The sequence below is a fragment of the Rhabdothermus arcticus genome (assembly GCF_055382915.1).
Genome location: NZ_AP043808.1, coordinates 1,096,780 through 1,115,460, shown reverse-complemented (window position 1 = coordinate 1,115,460; position 18,681 = coordinate 1,096,780). Strand labels below are relative to the sequence as shown.

Annotated in this window: 21 protein-coding genes; 8 read left to right on the top strand and 13 right to left on the bottom strand. The window is 70.5% G+C overall.

The genetic code is table 11. From position 1 onward, the window contains the following. Positions 1 to 20: 20 nt before the first annotated feature. The 5 genes from ACZ48Y_RS05815 to ACZ48Y_RS05795 form a co-directional block, all read right to left on the bottom strand. Positions 21 to 515: a LeuD/DmdB family oxidoreductase small subunit gene (locus ACZ48Y_RS05815; protein ID WP_464739552.1), complete on the bottom strand. Its 495-nt coding sequence runs from the start codon at positions 513 to 515 to the stop codon at positions 21 to 23. Beyond that, on the bottom strand, positions 512 to 1,762 hold the full coding sequence (locus tag ACZ48Y_RS05810) for a 3-isopropylmalate dehydratase large subunit (protein ID WP_464739551.1): 1,251 nt from the start codon (positions 1,760 to 1,762) through the stop codon (positions 512 to 514). Before ACZ48Y_RS05810 ends, ACZ48Y_RS05815 begins: the two co-directional genes overlap by 4 nt. 109 nt (positions 1,763 to 1,871) lie before the next feature. Further along, positions 1,872 to 3,032, bottom strand: coding sequence for a homocitrate synthase (gene lysS / locus ACZ48Y_RS05805; protein ID WP_464739550.1), 1,161 nt, complete (start codon positions 3,030 to 3,032; stop codon positions 1,872 to 1,874). Positions 3,033 to 3,264: 232 nt separating this feature from the next. Continuing rightward, a complete protein-coding gene (locus tag ACZ48Y_RS05800) occupies positions 3,265 to 5,106 on the bottom strand; it encodes a DUF2207 domain-containing protein (RefSeq protein ID WP_464739549.1) in 1,842 nt (613 codons plus the stop codon). Next, positions 5,099 to 5,638 (bottom strand): LemA family protein, encoded by a 540-nt coding sequence (locus ACZ48Y_RS05795; protein WP_464739548.1) that lies wholly within the window; start codon positions 5,636 to 5,638, stop codon positions 5,099 to 5,101. Before ACZ48Y_RS05795 ends, ACZ48Y_RS05800 begins: the two co-directional genes overlap by 8 nt. A gap of 20 nt (positions 5,639 to 5,658) precedes the next feature. Between ACZ48Y_RS05795 and ACZ48Y_RS05790 the strand changes: the two genes are divergently transcribed. Both ACZ48Y_RS05790 and ACZ48Y_RS05785 read left to right on the top strand, forming a co-directional pair. Next, positions 5,659 to 6,342, top strand: coding sequence for a DEAD/DEAH box helicase family protein (locus ACZ48Y_RS05790; protein WP_464739547.1), 684 nt, complete (start codon positions 5,659 to 5,661; stop codon positions 6,340 to 6,342). Next, complete coding sequence (locus ACZ48Y_RS05785) at positions 6,339 to 7,427, top strand: enolase C-terminal domain-like protein (protein WP_464739546.1); 1,089 nt, start codon at positions 6,339 to 6,341, stop codon at positions 7,425 to 7,427. The genes ACZ48Y_RS05790 and ACZ48Y_RS05785 overlap by 4 nt, the downstream gene beginning before the upstream one ends. Here ACZ48Y_RS05785 and ACZ48Y_RS05780 read toward each other — a convergent pair. Then, entirely contained in the window at positions 7,397 to 7,660 is a 264-nt protein-coding gene (locus ACZ48Y_RS05780) for a S4 domain-containing protein (protein ID WP_464739545.1), read from the bottom strand. The genes ACZ48Y_RS05785 and ACZ48Y_RS05780 overlap by 31 nt on opposite strands. A 23-nt stretch (positions 7,661 to 7,683) precedes the next feature. Here ACZ48Y_RS05780 and ACZ48Y_RS05775 point away from each other — a divergent pair, with 23 nt between their 5' ends. Continuing rightward, a complete protein-coding gene (locus ACZ48Y_RS05775) occupies positions 7,684 to 8,799 on the top strand; it encodes an O-antigen ligase family protein (protein WP_464739544.1) in 1,116 nt (371 codons plus the stop codon). Here the strand turns inward: ACZ48Y_RS05775 and ACZ48Y_RS05770 are convergent. From ACZ48Y_RS05770 to mreB, 5 genes are read right to left on the bottom strand one after another with little or no spacing between them, the layout of a single operon-like run. Further along, positions 8,762 to 9,955: a polysaccharide deacetylase family protein gene (locus ACZ48Y_RS05770; RefSeq protein ID WP_464739543.1), complete on the bottom strand. Its 1,194-nt coding sequence runs from the start codon at positions 9,953 to 9,955 to the stop codon at positions 8,762 to 8,764. The genes ACZ48Y_RS05775 and ACZ48Y_RS05770 overlap by 38 nt on opposite strands. Further along, a complete protein-coding gene (locus ACZ48Y_RS05765) occupies positions 9,952 to 11,034 on the bottom strand; it encodes an MGDG synthase family glycosyltransferase (protein WP_464739542.1) in 1,083 nt (360 codons plus the stop codon). Before ACZ48Y_RS05765 ends, ACZ48Y_RS05770 begins: the two co-directional genes overlap by 4 nt. 2 nt (positions 11,035 to 11,036) lie before the next feature. After that, positions 11,037 to 12,170 (bottom strand): LptF/LptG family permease, encoded by a 1,134-nt coding sequence (locus tag ACZ48Y_RS05760; RefSeq protein ID WP_464739541.1) that lies wholly within the window; start codon positions 12,168 to 12,170, stop codon positions 11,037 to 11,039. Continuing rightward, on the bottom strand, positions 12,163 to 12,579 hold the full coding sequence (gene fabZ, locus ACZ48Y_RS05755; protein ID WP_464739540.1) for a 3-hydroxyacyl-ACP dehydratase FabZ: 417 nt from the start codon (positions 12,577 to 12,579) through the stop codon (positions 12,163 to 12,165). The genes ACZ48Y_RS05760 and fabZ overlap by 8 nt, the downstream gene beginning before the upstream one ends. Before the next feature lie 3 nt (positions 12,580 to 12,582). Continuing rightward, a complete protein-coding gene (mreB, locus tag ACZ48Y_RS05750) occupies positions 12,583 to 13,617 on the bottom strand; it encodes a rod shape-determining protein MreB (protein ID WP_464739539.1) in 1,035 nt (344 codons plus the stop codon). Positions 13,618 to 13,650: 33 nt separating this feature from the next. Between mreB and ACZ48Y_RS05745 the strand changes: the two genes are divergently transcribed. Genes ACZ48Y_RS05745 through ACZ48Y_RS05730 form a run of 4 tightly spaced genes read left to right on the top strand, consistent with a single transcriptional unit; the run spans position 13,651 to position 16,372 of the window. Further along, the gene (locus tag ACZ48Y_RS05745; protein ID WP_464739538.1) at positions 13,651 to 14,703 is read left to right on the top strand and encodes a prepilin peptidase; all 1,053 of its coding nucleotides are present in this window, start codon (positions 13,651 to 13,653) and stop codon (positions 14,701 to 14,703) included. 9 nt (positions 14,704 to 14,712) lie between these two features. Next, entirely contained in the window at positions 14,713 to 15,318 is a 606-nt protein-coding gene (locus ACZ48Y_RS05740; protein ID WP_464739537.1) for a MazG family protein, read from the top strand. 35 nt (positions 15,319 to 15,353) lie between these two features. Then, a complete protein-coding gene (locus tag ACZ48Y_RS05735; RefSeq protein WP_464742840.1) occupies positions 15,354 to 15,821 on the top strand; it encodes an NUDIX hydrolase in 468 nt (155 codons plus the stop codon). A gap of 41 nt (positions 15,822 to 15,862) precedes the next feature. Continuing rightward, on the top strand, positions 15,863 to 16,372 hold the full coding sequence (locus ACZ48Y_RS05730; RefSeq protein WP_464739536.1) for a type 1 glutamine amidotransferase domain-containing protein: 510 nt from the start codon (positions 15,863 to 15,865) through the stop codon (positions 16,370 to 16,372). Here the strand turns inward: ACZ48Y_RS05730 and ACZ48Y_RS05725 are convergent. Continuing rightward, positions 16,349 to 17,596, bottom strand: coding sequence for a molybdopterin molybdotransferase MoeA (locus ACZ48Y_RS05725; RefSeq protein ID WP_464739535.1), 1,248 nt, complete (start codon positions 17,594 to 17,596; stop codon positions 16,349 to 16,351). The genes ACZ48Y_RS05730 and ACZ48Y_RS05725 overlap by 24 nt on opposite strands. Before the next feature lie 73 nt (positions 17,597 to 17,669). Here ACZ48Y_RS05725 and ACZ48Y_RS05720 point away from each other — a divergent pair, with 73 nt between their 5' ends. Next, positions 17,670 to 18,206 (top strand): hypothetical protein, encoded by a 537-nt coding sequence (locus ACZ48Y_RS05720; RefSeq protein WP_464739534.1) that lies wholly within the window; start codon positions 17,670 to 17,672, stop codon positions 18,204 to 18,206. On the opposite strand, the gene ACZ48Y_RS05715 is transcribed toward ACZ48Y_RS05720, so the two are convergent. Then, entirely contained in the window at positions 18,188 to 18,673 is a 486-nt protein-coding gene (locus ACZ48Y_RS05715) for a GNAT family N-acetyltransferase (protein ID WP_464739533.1), read from the bottom strand. The two genes, ACZ48Y_RS05720 and ACZ48Y_RS05715, sit on opposite strands and share 19 nt — an antisense overlap. Positions 18,674 to 18,681: the final 8 nt, after the last annotated feature.

Below are 18,681 nucleotides of genomic sequence, written 5' to 3'. Positions count from 1 at the left end.
CCGCCTCCTTTGACCCTACTTTACCCGGGAAAGCGGCCGTGCTTTTTGAAGTAGGCGAACATCGAGCCCTCCCGCAGGGCCTCGAGCAGGAACGCGGGCGGGGGCGTGAGGTGAAAGGTGGCATCCCCTCGCCGGAGCATCCCTTTTTCCAAGTCCAGCTGCACCAGGTCCTGATCGTTGAGCTCGTCGACCACCTCCTTTGCTTCGAACGGCACGATGCCCAGGTTCACCAGGTTGCGGAAGAAGATGCGCGCGTAGGACTTCGCGATCACCGCCTTGATCCCGAGCTTTTTGAGCGCCTCCGGGGCGTATTCCCGGGAGGAGCCGAGGCCCGCGTTCTTACCGAAGACCAGGATGTCCCCGGGCCGGACCTCGCGGGCGAACTCGGGCCTTAGGTGGGCGAAGGCGTAGGTGTGAAAGCGGTCCTCGCCGACCATGAAGGGGGCGTACTTACCGGGAAGGATGTCGTCGGTGTTGATGTCGTCGCCGAACTTCCAGACCCTGGACGTCGTCATGCGTCCACCTCCAGCTCGTCTTCGCCCGGGATGCGGCCCAGCACCGCGGCCAGCCCGGCGGTGCGCGGGCTCGCCAGGTAGATTTCCGACGAGGGGGCGCCCATCCGGCCCCGGAAGTTGCGGTTCGCGGTCGAGACCACCCGCTCGCCCTCGGCGGCGACCCCCAGGTGCCGGCCCATGCAGGGGCCGCAGCCGGGCGTGCCGAGGACCGCCCCGGCTTCGATCAGCGTCTCCACGATGCCTTCCTTGATCGCCTCCTTGAGGACCTGGTCCGAGGCCGGGACCACCAGCAGTCGCACCCCGGGGGCGACGCGGCGGCCCTTGAGCACCCGGGCCAGCTCGCGCAGGTCCTCGAGGCGGCCGTTGGTGCAGGTGCCGACGAAGACGTAGTCGATCTCGGTGCCGGCGTACTCCGCGACCGGGTGGACGTTGTCCACGTAGAAGGGCGCGGCCAGCCGGGGCCTGAGCGTGCTCAGGTCGAGCTCGAGGGTCTTCGCGTAGCGGGCGTCGGGGTCTGGGTAGAGCCAGTCCGGGATCTCGTAGAGGTCGAGGATCTCGCCGGAGGGGACGACGAGGCCGGCCTTGGCCCCGGCCTCCATCATCAGGTTGGCCAGCGTCATCCGCTCGCCACGGCCGAAGGCGGTCTCGGCGCCGTCCTCGAGGTGGAGCTCGACCGCCATGTAGGTGGCCCCGTCGGCGCCGAGGCGGCCGACGATCTCGAGCGCCGCGTCCTTGGCCGAGACCCCGGGTGGGGGCGTGCCCTTGAGGACGACCTTGACCGACTCGGGCACCCGCATCCAGGTCTTGCCGCTGGCGATCGCCAAGGCGATGTCGGTGGCCCCCATGCCGGTGCCGAAGGCGCCGATCGCGCCGTAGGTGGTGGAGTGGGAGTCGGAGCCCACGATCAGGGCGCCGGGCTGGGCGATCCCCTCCTCGATCAGCACCTGGTGGCAGATGCCACGGCCGATCTCAAAGAAGTTGACCCCGGTCCTCCTGGCCCATTCGCGGCCGCGCTTTTGCGCGTTGGCCACGTTGACGTTGGCCGGCGGGGCGACGTGGTCGAAGACCAGCGAGACCCGCTTGGGGTCGAAGGGCTCGGCGCCGAGCTCTTCGAGCCGGTCGATCACCGTGGGCACGATGGAGTCGATCGTCATCGCGTGGTCCACCTCGACGACGACCAGCTCGCCGGGGGTCACCGGGCGTCCAGCCTTTCTCGAGAGGATCTTTTCCGCTAGCGTCATCGCCAACCTCCGCGAGGTGCCGGGCGTTTTGCCCGTAAGGTGCATCGTACGCGGTGCGTCGTGCGTGGTGGGGCGTGGGGGCCGTGCACCTCGTACATCAAACCACCTGCCGTCATCACGCCATCACCCACTCCCGGAGGATCTGGTCGAGGACCTCGAGCGTCAGCTCGCCGCGGTCCGCCAGCGCCTTGATGTGGTGGGTCAGGCGGTAAAGCTCCTCTTCGCCGAAGTGCAGCCCGAGCTCCTCTGCCCGCTTCTTGATCGCCGCGCGGCCGGTGAGCTTGGAGGCTACGATCAGCTTGCGCTGGACCCCGAAGGCCTCCGGGGGGTAGGCCTCGTAGGCCTCGGGGTTGATGTAGATCGCCTTGAGGTGCATCCCCGCCTTGTGGCTGAAGGCGGTCTCGCCGGTGATGTAGTTGTTGAAGGGGATTTCGATCCCGGTCATGCGGGCGATCATGCGGTCGAGCTCGGGGATGAGCTCAAGGCGGTACTTCTGCCGCACGTACTCGGGGTCGAGGGTGTACATCCGGGCGATGAAGCCCCCCAAAGGGGTGATCCCGTTGCGCTCGCCGATCCCGAGGATCGAGGTGTCGACGTGGGTGGCCCCACCCTCGATGGCCTCGAAGGCGTTGGCGATCGCGCAGCCGGTGTCGTTGTGACCGTGGAACTCGATGTCCACGTCGGGGCCGATCGCGCGCCGCACCTCGCGCACCAGGGCGTAGACCTGGCGGGGGGTGGCGATGCCCACGGTGTCCGCGAGCCCCACCCGGTCCACGTAAGGGGCGACCGCGGTGTAGACCGCCAGGAGGTCGTGCTCGTCGGAGCGAAAGGTGTCCTCGGCGGAAAAGCGCACCTCGACCTCGGGGGCTTCCTCGCGGATGAACTGGATGACCTCCCGGGCCTCCTCGATGATCCGGGGGATGTCCCGGCCGTGGGCGGCCCGCAGGTACTTGGAGGTGCCAAAGAGCAGGTCGATGCCCTGGACGCCGGTCTCGATGGCCACCTTGGCGGCGTCGAGCTTGGTCTGGATGTGGGTCACCACCTTGGCCTTGAGGCCGAGCCCTGCGATGGCCTCGGCGTCTTTCCGGGACTGCGGCGAGGCCATGGGGGTGGTGACCTCGATGTACTCCACCCCGAACGCGTCCAGGGCTTTGGCGATCTCGACCTTGTCGGTGGTGGAGAAGTTCGCCCGTTCAAACTGCTCGCCCTCGCGCAGGGTGGAGTCGATGATGTTCCACCGATGCCGCGTCCAGCTGGGTTCCGTCTTCGCTCGCATGGTGCACCTCCAAAAAAAACCGGCCCGCGAAACACCGGGCCGGAGGGGAAGCCTGACAAGCGGCTAGCTTGCCCCCCCGGCGCCGGGTTTTTTCGCGAACCGCGTCATCCTGATCGCAAGTTTATGCGACCCACATGTAGCAGGTCAAGCCCTTTGTGGTCTTTTTTGCCAAGGTGCCCGTGGCGCTGAGGCGCAGCCGACAGAGCAGGCCGTTAGGAGCGGTTTTGATTGGCTACCACCCTCCGCCGCCGCCCCCGCCCACGCCGCCGCCGGAGAAGCCCCCGCCGGTGCCGCCGCTGCGTTGGGTGGCCAGCGCGGCTTGAACGGAGCGGCTGAGCTGGGTGCCGACCAGGGAGGGCAGCCGCATCAGGGTGGCCGGATCCCGCAGGGCGCCGGAGCGCCCGGCCGGGGCGTACCAGGAAAAGCTCCTTTGCACCTCGGCGTCGTCCGCGCGCTTGAGGGCCTGGACCAGGCGGCGGCCAAAGGGGCCCTCGACGTCCAGGGCCACCGCGTAGGGGAGGAGCGCGGCCAGGTGCTGGGGGGTGTCCTCGGGGGCGTGGATGCGCTCGAGCTCGGCCGCCTCGGTGATCTCCAGGTAGCGGGCGAGGCCCAGGAGGTGGTTGCGCAAGCGCACCCCTTCCTTGGTGTAGGCGGGGAGCAGGACGCCGAAGAGGGGCAGGAGCAACAGCGTGCCCGCCGCGCTCGCGGCGAGCGGCCATTCAGCCAGGGCCAAAAGCACGACGAGGACCGCGAGCGGGGGGAGGATGAGGAGCACAAAAGCCCCTCCCATGCGCAGGAGCTCCTTCACCGGCCCCACCCCGGGGATGCGCAGGTAGCGCTCCCTGGCGAGGATGGCCTGCCGTAACAGCGCCCGGCCTAAGAAGGCGTAAAGCCCCACGCCGACGGCGCCAAAGACCGCGAGGGCAAAGTCCGGCTCGGCCAAGAAGGCCAGCGCGGCGAAGAAGAGCGCCGCCGCCAGCACCCCGAGCAGCCAGGGGAGGCTGTTTTCGCGCAGGTACCGGGACGTGGCCAGGGAAAGCCCCCCTTCGAGCGCCGCCTGGGCGCGGCGAATCGCCTCGGCCTCGCGCTTTTTGAGCCTGAGCTTGGCGGGCAGGGCCCGGTAGAAGGCGCGGAGTTCGCCGGGAAGCAGGTCGGCGGTTCCCCGCGGGGTTTTGCGCAGCGTGGGGACGTGGCCGGGCTCGAGCGCGAGGAAACCGCGGCTGGCCAGATCGAGCACCGCGGCGGCGAAGGTCTTGGCGTCGGCTTGGGCGCGGACGACGCGCCGGGCCAGCGGCGCGCTGACCCCCTCGGGCGGGTTAAAGCGGGGGATCAGGGGCGGGCCCTTGGGATCCCGGCCGAGCCGCTCCCAGACCCAGGCGTAGTAGGCGAGGAGCACGAGGAAGAACAAAAGCGCGAGGCGCGCCTCGGGGCCGAGCACCGAGGGCGCGGGGAAGGCCGCTGCGGGGAATCGGGCCAGCAACGTCAGCCCCTCGCCCGGAGCCAGGCCTTCGGCCGAGACCAGGAGGCCTTCCGGCGTGCGCCGGAGGGGAAGCGTCTTCTGGCTCAGGAAGGGGCCGACGTAGGCCCGGGCCTCGATCAGCGGCACGGCCCCGGGCCAGGTCAGGCGGGCTTCGGCGCGGTCGATGGGAAAGGCCCAGTCGTTGCCGGTGACGTTCCAAAGGAGCGTCCCTTTGGCGTCGACCACGCCGATCAGCTGGTAGCCGAGGCGGTAGGTGTAGATGCCGGGGGGCAGGCGCACGTCGGGATCGCCGAGGTAGACGCGAACGCGGCCGAAACGCCGTTCCACCCGGGCCCGCACCGGTTGGCCGTTGAGCGTGGCCGACCGCAGGCGAAAGCCGCTCGTCGCCCCCAGGTGCAGGCCGGGACGACGCAGGACCAGGTCGCGGTAGATGCCGTGGCGAATGCGCACGCCCTCGGCACGAACGGTGATCGTTTCCTCGGCCACCATGCGGTTGTTCGAGGTCAAGCTGAGCTCGGCGGCGAAGCGGAGCACCCGTTCCTCGGCCTGGGCCAGGCCCAGGAGAAGGGGCAAGACGAGCCACCACCTACGCATCGAAGGCCACCCTTGGCGCGAGGCGCTCCTTGGCGGTGGGCACCTCGAAGTACTTGGCGGGCCGGAAGCCGAAGGCCCGGGCGATTAGGTGGGTGGGGAAGGCCTCAATCAAGGTGTTGTAGACCCGCACCGCGCCGTTGTAGTAGCGCCGCGCCAGGGCCAGGGCGTCCTCGACCTCCATCAGCGCCTCCTGCAGCTGGCGGAAGTTGGCGCTGGCCTTGAGCTCGGGGTAGGCCTCGGCGGTCAGGATGAGCTGCACCAGGGCCTCGGTCGCCTCGGCCTCGGCCTCGGGGTCGAACCCGCTGCGCAGGCGGGCGACCCGCTCGAAGAGGTCCCGCTCGTGGCCGGCGTAGGCGCGGGTGGCGGCGGCGAGCTGGGGGATCAGGTCGTGGCGGCGCTTGAGCTCGGCCTCGACCCCCGCCCAGGCCTCCTTCACCGCGTTCCTCGCGGCCACCAGGCGGTTGTACCCGATCCAGACGGCCACCAAAGCGGCCAGGACCAGGCCCCAGAGGAGGGCAAGGGCTGGGTTCATCCCCTTATGCTATAGGACCGATGCAGGCCTGGCCCTTTGAAGTCGAACCGCGTCCGGGTTGGGTTCCGGTCGCCGAACAGCCGCTCGTCGTTCTGGTGGGTTTGACCGGGGTGGGGAAGACCACGCTGGCCCGCGCGCTGGGCCTTCCCACCCTGCCCAACCGCCGCGCGCTGACCGACCGCTTCATCCTCAAGGCCCCGGTCGAGGACCGCGCCGAGCGCTTTCGCCGGGTGGCGGAATGGAAACGGCGCCACCCCGGGGGGGTGGCCGAGGTGCTGGCCCGGGGCTTTGCGCCCCCGGCGCCGCGACTGCTCTTCGACGGGCTGCGCGGGGCGGCGGAGCTCTCCTACGCCCTTGGCCACCTTCCCCAAGCTCGCTTCATCGTGCTCGAGGCCCCGAACGAGGTCCGCCTCTTTCGCCTTTTGACCCGCGGCGACGCCTTCGACCGGGCACGGGCCGACGAGGCCCTGCTGGCCCTGGCCGAGGGGGTGGTGGATCGTGCGGCGCTCGAGCGCGCGCTTATGATCGCGCCCTTGGAGGCGGTGCGGCGGGCGCTGAAGATCGTCGCCGAGGAGGCCAAGAACTACGACCCCGACGCTCCCCGGCGGGTGCTTGAAGCCAGCGCTCGGGCCCGCTTTCTCGATGCCACCGCGCCCTTGGAGACGCTGGTCGCCGAGGCCCGGGCCTTCCTGGAGGGAGCGTGAGGGTCACTGAGCTCTGGCTTCACGTCTTCGAGCTGCCGCTGAGGGGCGTGCTCGCCTGGGGCCGGTCCAGCCGGCTTTCGTCCCTGCGCCACGGCCTGGTCGAGGTGGTACTCGAAGACGGTACCCGAGGCTACGGGGAGGTGGCGATCCGGCCCACGATCTACGGGGAGACCGAGGCCAGCGTGGCCGGCGCACTGGCCTACCTCGCCCCCCGGATCGAGGGCCGGGTGCTCGCCCCGCCCTGGGACGACCTCTGGGACGCGCTGCCCTTCAACCACGCGGCCAAGGGGGGGCTGGACCTGGCGCTCTTTTCCGCCTGGGCCAAGGCGGCGAAGGGGGGGCTCAAGCAGGCCCTGCCGCCGGCCAGGCAGCGGGTCGAGGTCAGCTACATCCTCGGCCTCGGCGACGAGGAGGCGGTGCTCGAGGACGCCGCCTTCGCCCACGCCGCAGGGGTGCGGGTCTTCAAGGTCAAGGTGGGGCGGGACCTGGCGGCGGACACCCGGCGGATCGAGCGCCTTCGCGCGCGTTTTCCCGACGTCAAGCTCTACGCCGACGCCAACGAGACCCTGCCTCCCGAGGCCGCCGCGCGCTACCTTGCCGCCTGGCGCACGCTCGGGCTTTTGTACGTGGAGGAGCCGGTCCCGATCGAGGAGGTCGGGGTCCGGCAACAGCTCAAGGCCGCGGGCATCCTGCCGCTGATCGCCGACGACTCGGCCTTCACCTTGCGGGCGCTGCGCCGCGAGCTCATCCTGGACACCTTCGACGTTCTGAACGTCAAGCCCGCCCGCAGCGGGGTGACCCAGAGCCTGGCGATGCTCGCCGCGGCCCGGGCCGCGGGCAAGGGGGCGATGGTGGGCAGCCAGGCCTTCTCCAGCTATGGGGCCTTCCAGGCGGCCTTGATCGCGTTTCAGGAGGGGGTGGACGCGCCGAGCGAGCTGGCCTTCCACCTCAAGGCCAAAGGAGGCTTCTTCCCGTTTCCCGAGCTCAAGGCGGGCTACCTCGAGTGGGCGGCCCTCCCCGACGAGGACGCCTTCGACCGCCAGGCCTTCCAGGCCTACGTCTCGCGCAGCACGCGGATCTTGTAGTTGCCCTTGGCGGTCTGGCCGAGGATCTCGATCAGGGTGACCCGGCCGAGGGTCCTGGCCTCGAGGACGTCGCCGGGGCCGACCGGGTCCTTGGCCTTGGCCGGGCGTCCGTTGAGGAGCACGTTGTTCGCCTTGATCCCCTTTTGGAAGTAGCTGCGGGACACGCCAAGGCCCTTGGCGCCGACGGTGTCCACCCTCAGCGCGGGGACCACCAGGGTGAGTTCGCGTTTCATCCTCGCATGCTACGATCCCTGGCGTGGCCTGGCTCATCGCTTTGGTTCCGATCGTCCCCCCGATCTACCTCCTCGGGTTCTGGGGGCTCAGGTTCTTCCAAGCCCTGCCCCTCTGGGCGCGCCGGGCGCTCGTGGCCTTCGCCCTCAGCCAGGCGCTGGCCGCGCTCTTGACCGAGCGGCCGTTGCTCTCGCTGGTCCTCGCGCTCTTGCGGGCGGCCTTCATCGCCGCCCTGGTGGCCCTCGGCTTTCGCCTGGAAAAACCCCGCTGGCTCGGGTACCTGCTCTACGGCTACCTCGTCGTCTACCTGGTCGCGCTCCTGGTGAGCGGGCTCGAGCTCGGCCCCCGCCTCCTTTCCGGAGCGAGGCTCGTGCACCCCTACTACACCACGGTCTCCCTGGGGCTTTCCGGGGCGCTCGGCCTCTTGCTGGCCGTCGGCGCGCCGGGCCTGCCCCGCTGGCTGCGCGGGGTGGGCGGCGGCCTGGCCTTCGTCGTCTTGCTGCTCGCGGGGAGCCGGGGGGCGCTCTTGGCCCTCGTGGTGGGGGCGGCGGTCGGGGTCTACCTCGGTGGCCGGGCCTACCTCCGGGCGATCGCCGCCGCCGCGGGAGGGCTGGCCCTGGCCCTCTTGGTCCTGGTCGGTGGGGGGAAGGTCCACGCCCTGACCCGGCTTTTGAACCCCACCCAGCTCACGGGCCGGGACAAGATCTGGGAGGGAGCGATCGCGGCGATCGCCGCCCACCCCCTGGGCGGGTCCGGGGCCTACCAGCTCGGCCCCTACCTGACCTCCCTCTACCGCGGTGGGTGCCACCTCTGGGTGGGGGCCGAGCGGCTCGGGCTGCGCTGCCCGGACTGGCTCACCCCCTTCTACGGGGCCTGGCTGATTGCCCACAACCTGGTGCTACACGCCTTCGCGGAGACCGGGCTGATCGGGGGGGTGGGCTGGCTCTTCCTCTATGCGTTTGTCGCCTGGGCCGCCTGGCGGGCTAGAGAGCCGCTCTTGGCGGCGATCGTCTTCGGCTTTCTGGCCATGGGGCTGGTCGACAACCCCACCCTGGTGCCCAGCCTGGGCCTGGCCGAGGTCTTCTGGGTCGCGGTGGGGATGGCTATTCGCCGTAGCGTCGAAGGAACGCCTCGCGGCTGAGGTAGACGAGCCGGGGCGCGACGGGCTTTGCGGGCCGGCCGCCGTAGGCGCGGCGCAGCAGGTGCATCCAAATGCCGAGCCGGCGGGCGGCCAGGGGCGGCAGGGAAGCCTGCTCGAAGCCCAGCGGGCCGAGCAGCTCGTGGAAGAGGGTGATCGCGAAGACCACCCGCGCCGCCCTGAGGTCCTCCCGGGTGGCGAGGACCCGGGCGACGTCGTGGAGCGAGGCTTGGGCGTGGCGCAGCGCGGCCAGGGGGCCGGCTTCGCCGGCGCGGCGCAGGCGGCGCGAGTCCAGGTGCAGCTCGACGCCCGGCGTCCCCCTGGGGTAGGGGCCGGCGTCGAAGGGCAGGGGCGCGAGGCCGAGGCGCAGCACCGAGTGGGCGCCGAACACCACCGGCTCCACCCGGTAGAGCCGGGAAAAGGCGGCCTCGATCGGGGCGACGAGGGCCGGGGTCCACTCGGAAGGCGTGCCGTAGACCAAGCGCAGCTCCGAGAGGGGTTTGGGTTTGAACCCCCGGGCCCTGAGCTCGGGGAGGAGGCGGGCCAGGGCCTCCGGGCTCTTCTCCCCGCCCGGTCCGGCGTCGTGCATCACCACGATGTCCCCGGGGGTGAGGCGGAAAAGGACCTTTTCGGCGATCGCCCCGGGGGCCCTGTTGGGCACCCAGTCGCCGGCCTCGAGGGTCCACTGCACCGGGACGAGGCCCCGCCGTCGTGCTGCGAGAAAGAGGGGCTCGGTCCAGCCCCCGTGGGGCGGGCGGAAGTAGCGGGGCCGGTGACCGAAGGCGGCCTCGAACGCGCGCAAACCGGCGTCGAGGTCGGCCGCCGAGGCCCAGGGGCTCCGCAGCCAGGCGTGGCGGTGGCGGTGGCCGTGGAGCGCGACCTCGTGCCCGGCGGCGGCCACCTCACGGGCGAGCTCCGGGTGGGCCGCGATCCGGGCGCCGAGCATGAAGAAGGTGCCCTTGACGCGGTGACGTTCGAGGGCCTCGAGGACCCGGGGGGTGGTCCTGGGGTCCGGGCCGTCGTCGAAGGTCAAAGCGACCTCGCCCCGCCCGCCGCGGGCACGCACCACGATGCCGAGGCCGAGGCGCTGGTGCAACGTCCAGGGGACCAGGAAGTGGCCGGCGCCGAGGGCGAGGGCGGCCTCGACCCAGGGGCTCACGCCCCCACCTCCCCTCGGATGCGCGCCGCGATCCTCTCCGCGGCCCCTGGCCGGGCCAGGGCCCGGGCCCTAGCCTCGAAGGCCGCTTTGAGGGGCGCGTCCTTGAGCAGGCGGGCCAGGGTGGGGGCCAGCTCGCTGCGCCGCCTCACCCAGATCCCCGCTCCCTTGGCCTCGATCCAGGCGGCGTTCTCCTCCTCGTGGCCGGGGATCGGCTCGAAGATGACCAGCGCCCGCCCCACGGTCAGGGCTTCGGCGAGGGTCATCCCCCCGGCCTTGCCCACGACCAGGTCGGCGGCCCCGAGGTAGCGGGGAAAGGCCGCCCCCACCGGGCACGTCCTGAGCTCGACCGGGCCGTGACGGGTGATGCCCTTCTCGCTCTCTTTGGAAAAGGCCACCGCGACCAGCGGGAGGTCGAGGGCCTCGAGGGCCTCGAGCACCGCCCGGGTGGCGCGGTAGGCCCCGGCGGCCCCGGTGTTCAAGAGCACCAGCGGCCGCCCGTCGAGCCCTAGCTCGGCCTTCAGCGTCGCGCGATCCGGCAGGTCGCGAAACGCGCGGCGCACCGGGAGGCCGGAAAAGACGACGCGCTCCTCGGGCAGGCCGAAGCCCACCAGCGCCGCCCGCGCCTCCTCGGTGGGGGCGAAGATCAGGTCCGCCTCGGGCCTCGCCCAGTGGCGGTGGGCCTTGAAGTCGGTCATCACCAGGACGTTCTTGACCCCGTGGCCGTGGAGGCGGCGCGCCCCGTCCACCAGCGCCGCGGCCAGGGGATAGGTGCTGATCGCCACGTCGGGGGCCAGGGCCTCGAGGTCCCTGGCCAGGGCCCGGGCGCCGACCCGGGAGAACTGGGCGGTGATCACCCGGGGCTCGGGCCGGGCGTTGGACCAGCGGTAGTACCAGCGGTAGAACGCGGGCCAGTAGCGGAGGGAAAACCAGTAGCTCTGCACGATCGGCCAGCGCTCGTAGACCGGGATGTAGGCGAGGTAGTCGCGCACCGTCCGCGCCCCCCCCAGCGCCTCGTGGATCGCGTCGGCCGCCGCCTGGTGGCCGCCGCCCAGCGAGGCCGCGAGGTAGAGCGCGCGCACGCTCACTCCCTAAGCCCCCAGGCGCCGAGGGCGAGGAAGACCAGGTCCGCGCTCCAGGCGGCGAGGGCCGGGGGGAGGAGGCCCACCCCGCCGAGCGAGCGGAAGAGCAAGAAGACCAGGTAAAAGCCGATCGCGACCACCACCGAGAGCCCAAGCGAGAGCCCCGGGGTGCGGGCGTAGCGCACCGCCAGGGGAAGGCTGAGCAGGATCAGGACCAGGTTGGCGAAGGGCAGCGCCAGTTTGGCGTGGAAGATCAGCGCCGCCTCGGTGCGCTCCCGCGGGGGCAGCGTCGGGTCCTGGGCCCGCGCCCAGGCCCGGCTCAGGCTGTAGGTGTCGGCGGCGAGGGGGTCGGCGTAGCGGGCGATGGCCTCGCCGCGCTCGAGGCCGGTCTTGAGCGTCAGGGTGGCGTTTTCGTTTTGCGGCAGAAGGGCGCCCAAAAAGACCTTCTTCACCGCGCTTGCCAGCTCGTCGGGGCCCGCCCGTTGGAGCTTCGGGATCGCGCCGTAGTCGACGCGGTAGAGGGCGTAGCCCTTGAGCTCGATGCGGTTGCCGTGGTAGCTGCCTTCCCTGGCGAAGATGATCGTCGCCCGCTGGCCCTCCCATTTCTGCAGGCGGATCTGGGTCATCCGGTCGCGGGCGTAGTCGTAGCCTCCGAAGTAGAGCTCGAGCCCCCCGCCCAGCGGAATGTTTTGCCCTTTTAGGCGCACCAGGCCGCGCCCTTTGGTGTGCATCTCCTCCCACCAGAGCACGCGCACCTTCTCGTTCGTCTTCGGGGCCACGTACTCGTTGAGGTAGAGCGAGACCCCGGCCAGGAGCGCCCCGATCGTGATCACCGGGAGCGCCAGCCGCCGCAAGGGGATGCCCCCGGCGGCCACCGCGATCGTCGCCCCTTCCGCGGCCAGACGGCCAAAGGGCACGATGACCGCGGTGACCGCGGCCATCGGCATGACCTGGACCAGGACCCCGGGCACGTGATAGCCGAGCCATTTCAAGATCAGGCTCACCGGCACCCCGCCGAGCCAGGGGCTGCCCACGTAGAAGAAGCCGAAGAGGAAGACCGCGGTGTAGAACGCCGCCGCGGCCACGAGCACCGGGAGGACTTCCTTTAGGACGTAGCGGTCGAGGATCTTAAGCATCTTTGACGACGAAGGTCACGACGGCCTTGGCGGCGATCGCCTCCCCCACCCGGGCCTCGACCCGGGCCTTGGCGAGGCCCCGGCGAAAAAAGAGCAGCTCCCCCTCGATGCGCAAGACGTCGCCGGGGACCACCGGGCGCAGGAAGCGGGCCTCGTCCACCCCGGCCAAAAAGGGCAGCTTGCCCTCGTTGAGCTCGACGTGGTAGCGGAGCGAGGCCACCGCCGCCTGGGCCATCGCCTCGATGATCAGCACCCCGGGCATCACCGGCGTTTCCGGGAAGTGGCCCTGGAAGTGGGGCTCGTTGTAGGTCACGTTCTTCTGCACCACGAAGCGGGTCTCGTCGGCTTCGAGGATGCGATCGACGAGCAAGAACGGGTAGCGGTGCGGCAGCAGCTTGTGGAGCTCCACGCCTTACCTCCTGAGCACGTTGTCCGAGCTGACCAGGGTGTCGTGGAGGACGTCGAGCATCTCCAGGGCCTTTCCGGTGCCCACGGCGACCGCGTCCATCGCGTTCTCGGCGACGACCACCGGGACCTGGGTGGCCTCCTCGAGCATCGCGTCGAGGTTCTTCAAGAGCGCGCCACCGCCGGTCAGCAGGATGCCGCGGTCGATGATGTCCGAGACCAGCTCCGGGGGGGTCTGCTCCAGGGTCTTCTTGACCCCCAGCACCACCTTCTCCAGCGGCTCGGAGAGGGCGTCGACCACGTCCGAGGTGCGGATCTCCACGGTCTTGGGGAGGCCGGAGACCAGGTCGCGCCCGCGCACCTCGGCGATCAGCTCGTCCTCGTCACCGGTGAGCTTGGCGGCGCCGATCTTGATCTTGATTTCTTCAGCGGTGCGCTCCCCGATCAGGAGCTTGTGGCGGTCGCGCACGAAGCGCACGATCGCCTCGTCGAACTCGTTTCCGGCGATGCGCAGGGACTCGGAGACGACGATCCCACCGAGGGAGATGACCGCGATGTCGGTCGAGCCGCCGCCGATGTCCACCACCATGCTGCCGGTGGGCTCGGCGATCTCGATGCCGGCACCGATCGCCGCCGCCAGCGGCTCCTCGATCAGGAAGGCCCGCTTGGCCCCGGCCTCGACGATCGCCTGCACCACCGCGCGGCGCTCGACCTCGGTGACCCCGGAGGGCACCCCGACCATCACCTGGGGCTTGAAGAAGCGCGACATCGGCGAGAGCACCTTCTTCAAAAAGCGGGTCAGCATGCGCTCGGTCAGCGTGTAGTCGGCAATGACGCCGTCCTTCATCGGGCGCACCGCCACGATGTTGCCGGGCGTCCGCCCCAGCATGCGATAGGCCTCCGCGCCGACCGCCTTGACGCTCTTGGTGTCGCGCACCATGGCGATCACGCTGGGTTCCCGGAGCACGATGCCCCGCCCGCGGATGTAGATCAGCACCGACGCGGTGCCCAGGTCAATCCCGATGTCCTCGCCCCTCAACATGTCGCTTCATTCTACCCGTGCATAATGAAGCCCGTGTGGGCCATTCTCGGTTTCGTTCTGGGGCTCGTCGTGGGCTCGTTCTTGAACGTCGTCATCCACCGCCTTCCCCGGGGGGTATCGATCGTCTACCCGCCCTCGCACTGCCCGGCCTGCGGACACCGACTGGGGCCCTTGGAGCTGATCCCGGTCCTGAGCTGGCTCGTTCAAAGGGGGCGCTGTCGCCATTGCGGGGCCCCGATCTCCCCGCGGTACCCGCTGGTCGAGCTTCTGACCGGGGCGCTGTTTGCCCTCGCCGGGGTGCACCTTGAGTCCCCGCCCGCGCTCCTCTTCGCCTGGGCCTTTTTGGCCCTCCTGGTGGCCCTGGCCTTCATCGACATCGACACCTACACCCTCCCCGACGGCCTGACCTACGGCGGGCTCTTCCTCGGGCTTTTGGCCGGGGCGCTGAAGCTCTTTGTGCCTTTTGAGGAAGCGCTCAAAGGGGCGCTCCTCGCCGCCGGGCTGCTCTCCCTGATCGGGGGCTACGCCAACCTCGTCTTGCGCCGCGGCCGCGACGGCCGGCCTAGCTGGCCGATCGGCATGCACGAGGTCTACCTCGCGGCCTGGGTGGGAGCGATGTTGGGGGCGGTCCCGGGGGCCGGCCTCGCGCTTTTGCTGGCGCTTTACAACCGCCTCTCGCGGCAAAACCTGCACCTTCCCGAGCCGATCTCGCTCTTGCTCTTTCCCCTGATCCTCTTCTTGAAGGGGGTCTGGGGGCTCGAGGCCGGCCTCCTCGCCGCCGGCGCGGTGGCCCTGCTCGGGGGGCTCTACTGGGCCTTCCAGCCCGCGTCCGAGGAGGACGAGGACGACGAGCCGGTGGCGCTGGGGTTTGGCGACGTCAAGCTGCTGGCGATGATCGCCGCCTGGACCGGGTTTTGGCCGGCGATGGTGGGGCTGTTTTTGGCCGTGGTCGCGGGGGCACTGGTGGGGCTCTTGGCCCGGCGGCGCAAGCTGCCCTTCGGCCCCTACCTGGCCCTTGGCGGGGTGGTGGCGTTCTTCTACGGGGAGACGCTGTTGAGGCTCTATTTGGCCTCCCTCGGGTGGTAGGTTTTAGGCGTGGAGAAACTGCTTCAGGTCATGCGCCGCCTGCGCGCCCCGGACGGCTGCCCCTGGGATCGCAAGCAGACCCACGAGAGCCTCGTCCCCTACCTTCTGGAGGAGGCCGCGGAGGCCGCGGACGCGATCCTCTCCGGGGACTGCGAGCGGATGAAGGAAGAGCTCGGGGACGTGCTCTTGCAGGTGGCCTTTCACTCGGTGATCGGCGAGGAGACGGGCGCCTTTAGCTACCCCGAGATCGAGCAGGGGATCGTCGACAAGCTCATCCGCCGCCACCCCCACGTCTTCGGCGAGGTCGAGGTCAAGGACGCCGAGGAGGTGCTGAGGAACTGGGAAGCGCTCAAGGCCGCCGAGGGTAAGAAGAAGACCCCCTGTGACGAGGTGCCCGCGGCCCTCGGCGCGCTCAGCCGCGCGGTCAAGGTCGAGGAAAAGCTGGGCTACCCCGAGGGCAGCCCCGAGCGCGTCAAGGCCGCGCTCGAGGCCGACGACCTCCCCCGGCTCTTGCTCGAGGTCGTGGCCTACTTCCGCGCCCGCGGCGTGGACCCCGAGGCTACTTTGCGAAAGGCCCTGGAGCAGCTTTGTTCGAACCCCTCCCCGAGCGGCTAGTCCCCCCGTCGGGGCTGCGCCCCGCGGCGGTCTTGGTGCCCATCCTGGGCGGCTCCGCGCCCGGCCAGGGGACGTTGCTCTTCACCGTGCGCTCCGACCGGCTGGCCCACCACCCGGGCCAGATCAGCTTCCCCGGAGGGGCGATCGAGGCCGGGGAGTCCCCGGTCGAGGCCGCGCTCAGGGAGGCCCAGGAGGAGGTGGCCCTGGACCCCGCCCGGGTCGAGGTCCTGGGAGCGCTGAGGCCGGTGGCCTCGCCGGCGGGGTTCTGGGTGCTCCCGGTCGTGGGCCGGGTGCGAGCGGCCGGGGCGCTGGTTCCCAACCCGGCGGAGGTCGCCGAGCTGCTCTTCGTCCCCATCCCCGAGCTCTTGGCCGCCCCCGCCCACACCGAGTGGCGCCGGGGGCGGCGGGTCTGGCATTACCCCTGGCGTGGCCGGGACATCTGGGGGGTGACCGGGAACATCGTGCACGAGCTTTTGTCGCGGCTCGGGCCGGGCCGCCCCTAACCTGAACGCGCCGCGTCTATGCTGAAGGGGGAGGTGAGAAGGTGAAGGTTGCGATCCTGATCGAGAACCTGTTCGACGAGCGAGAGTTCCTCTACCCCTACTACCGCGTCCGCGAGGCCGGGTTCACCCCGCTGGTGGTGGCCCCAAAGCCCGGGCTTTACAGCGCCAAGTCCGGGTTCGGCTGGCGCGCCGAGGCCGCCGCCGAAGCGGTGGACCCCGCCGAGCTCAAGGGGCTTTTGATCCCGGGCGGCTACGCCCCGGACCGGCTCCGCCGCCACGCCGCGGTGCTGGAGCTGGTGCGCGCGGTCGATGCGGCGAATAAGCCCCTGGGGGCGATCTGCCACGCCGGCTGGGTGCTGATCAGCGCCGGGGTGGCCCGGGGCCGGCGGCTCACCGGCTACGCCTCGATCAAGGACGACCTGGTCAACGCCGGGGCGACCTACCTCGACGAGGCGCCGGTGATCGACGGAAACCTGATCACCGCCCGAGGCCCCGACGACCTGCCGGCCTGGATGCAGGCCTACGTTCTAGCCCTCATGCAGTCCGGCTAGGCCGAGCCGCTCGGGGTTGAGCGGGATCGCCCAGGCCGCCTCGCCGGCCTCCAGGTGGCGGTGTGGCGGCACGACGACCAGGGCGTCGCCGAAGGCCATCGAGCGGATCACCCCCGAGGACTGGTTGCCCACGCTCCTGGCCAAGAAGCCCGCGTCGGGGTCGTAGGCAAGGACCGCGCGGCGGAAGGCGACCTTCTCCCCGGCGCCCTTGAAGAAGTCCTGGGTGCGGACGCGGATCCGCCGGTAGGGGGCATCGTTTCGTCCCAGCATCGCAAAGAGCATCGGCCGCCCGTAGAGGAAGAAGACCACCATCGCGCTCACCGGGTTTCCCGGCAGGCCGAAGACCAGGGTGTCCCCGAGCCGGGCGAAGACCGGGGGGCCGCCAGGGCGCTGCTTGATCTTCCAGAAGTAGATTTCGCCCTCCTTCTCCAAAAGCTTGCGCACCAGGTCGTACTCGCCCATGCTCACGCCGCCCGAGGTCAGGATCAGGTCCAGCGGTCCCGCCGCGTTGAGCTTGGCCTTCAAGGCGGCCTCGGTGTCCTCGACGCGGCCCAGGTAGACCGGTTCGCCCCCGGCTTCCTCGACCAGCGCCCCCACCGCGTAGCTGTTGGCGTTGTAGACCCCGCCCGGTGGCAGGGGCTCGCCGGGCTCAACCACCTCGTCGCCGGTGGAGAGGATGCCCACCCGCGGGCGGCGCACCACCGTGACCTCAGCGTGGCCCATTGCCGCCGCCAGCCCGATCCGCCCCGGGGTGAGGACGTCCCCCCGCCTTAAGAGCACCTCGCCGCGGGAGAAGTCGTCGCCCTTCGGCCGGATGTCCTTGGCCGAGGCCGGCTTGTAGACCAAGACCGCGTCCCCCTCAGACCGGGTGTCCTCGACCGCGATGACCGCGTCCGCCCCCTCCGGGAGCGGGGCCCCGGTGTAGATCGCTACCGCTTCGCCGGGGCCGACGCGGCCGGGAAACGGGCGGCCCGCCGGGGACTCGCCGATGCGAACCAGCTGCACCGGGCGCTCCGGCGTGGCCGATCGGGTGTCCTCGGCGCGCACCGCGTAGCCGTCGACGGCGGTGTTGTCCACGTCCGGGTGGTCGCAAAGGGCGGCGAGGTCCTCGGCGAGCACCCGGCCACGGGCTCGGGTCAGGGGCAGGCGCTCGGTCGTTTCGATCGGGCGGGCCCGGGACGTGACCTCGTGTAGAGCTTCCTCGACGCTGATGCCTACGCGCATGGGTTCAGTCTAGCCGATCGCCTTGAAGGCTTTCGACGAAAGAAAGCTTATAATGGGATGTGAAGGAGGTGGCATGATGAAGGATCGTTTGGACCTGGTCGAGAGCCGGGCCCACGCGTTGATCGGGGCCATGCCCGCGTCCCTCGAGGTGCTGGCCGACGAGGTGGCGTTCATCGCCACCGCGTGTAAGGAGGACGCGCTCCTCTCCGGTCCCCTGGGGCGAATGCGCGTCGAGCGGGTGCGGCCCGAAGAGGGCGAGCCCTTTCACCTGATCGAGCTGCACCTGGCCTGGGGCTTGGTCGCGGAGTTTTTGGGGGTGCCCGCGGACGAGCGCTTCCTCGTTGAGGAGGCCTACGCCCCCTTCGCGCATCGGGTCTACACCCTGCGCGGCGATGAGCACCCCTTCCCGGTGGGCTGGCGGCGGCTTTTGAAGAACCATCGCGAGGCGATCGCACGCATCCCCCACTACGGCGGGGAAGACGCCGCGGAGCGCTTTGAGCGGGCGATCGAGATGGTCGAGGTCATCGCCCGTGGACCGGTGGTCCTGGACGTGGTCCTTCCCTTGAATCAGGTCCACGACGCCCTGGCCCGCTACTTCACCCGGGCGTAGAGCAGGCCGTCGCCGACCTCGTCGAGGTTGGGGAAGAAGAAGTAGCGGGCCAGGCGGCCTTCGCGGGTGAATCCGGCCCTTTCCAGGACCCGGTGGGAGGCGCGGTTCTTCACGTGGGCGGTCGCGCTGACCCGGGGAAGGCCGGAAGCGAAAAGGGCTTCGGTGAGCCCCGAAACCGCGCGGGTCATCAGGCCCCTTCCCTGGGCCCGGGGGCGCAGGGCATCGCCGAGCTCCGCCTCCTGCCGGTAGCGGACCAGCCCCAGGCTTCCCGCGGCCGTGCCTGCCCGTTCCAGGACGTAAGTGATCGGGTGGCAGGGCCCAAGGGCGTTGTGGATCGCCACCCAGTTCGCGATCCAGCGGGTCAGGACGGCTTCGCTTTCTCCAATGTCGCGGTGGGGTCTGAACCCCAAGAACCACGTCACCTCCGGGTCCGAAGCCCAGGAAAAGAGCGCCGACGCATCCGCCATTCGGGGCT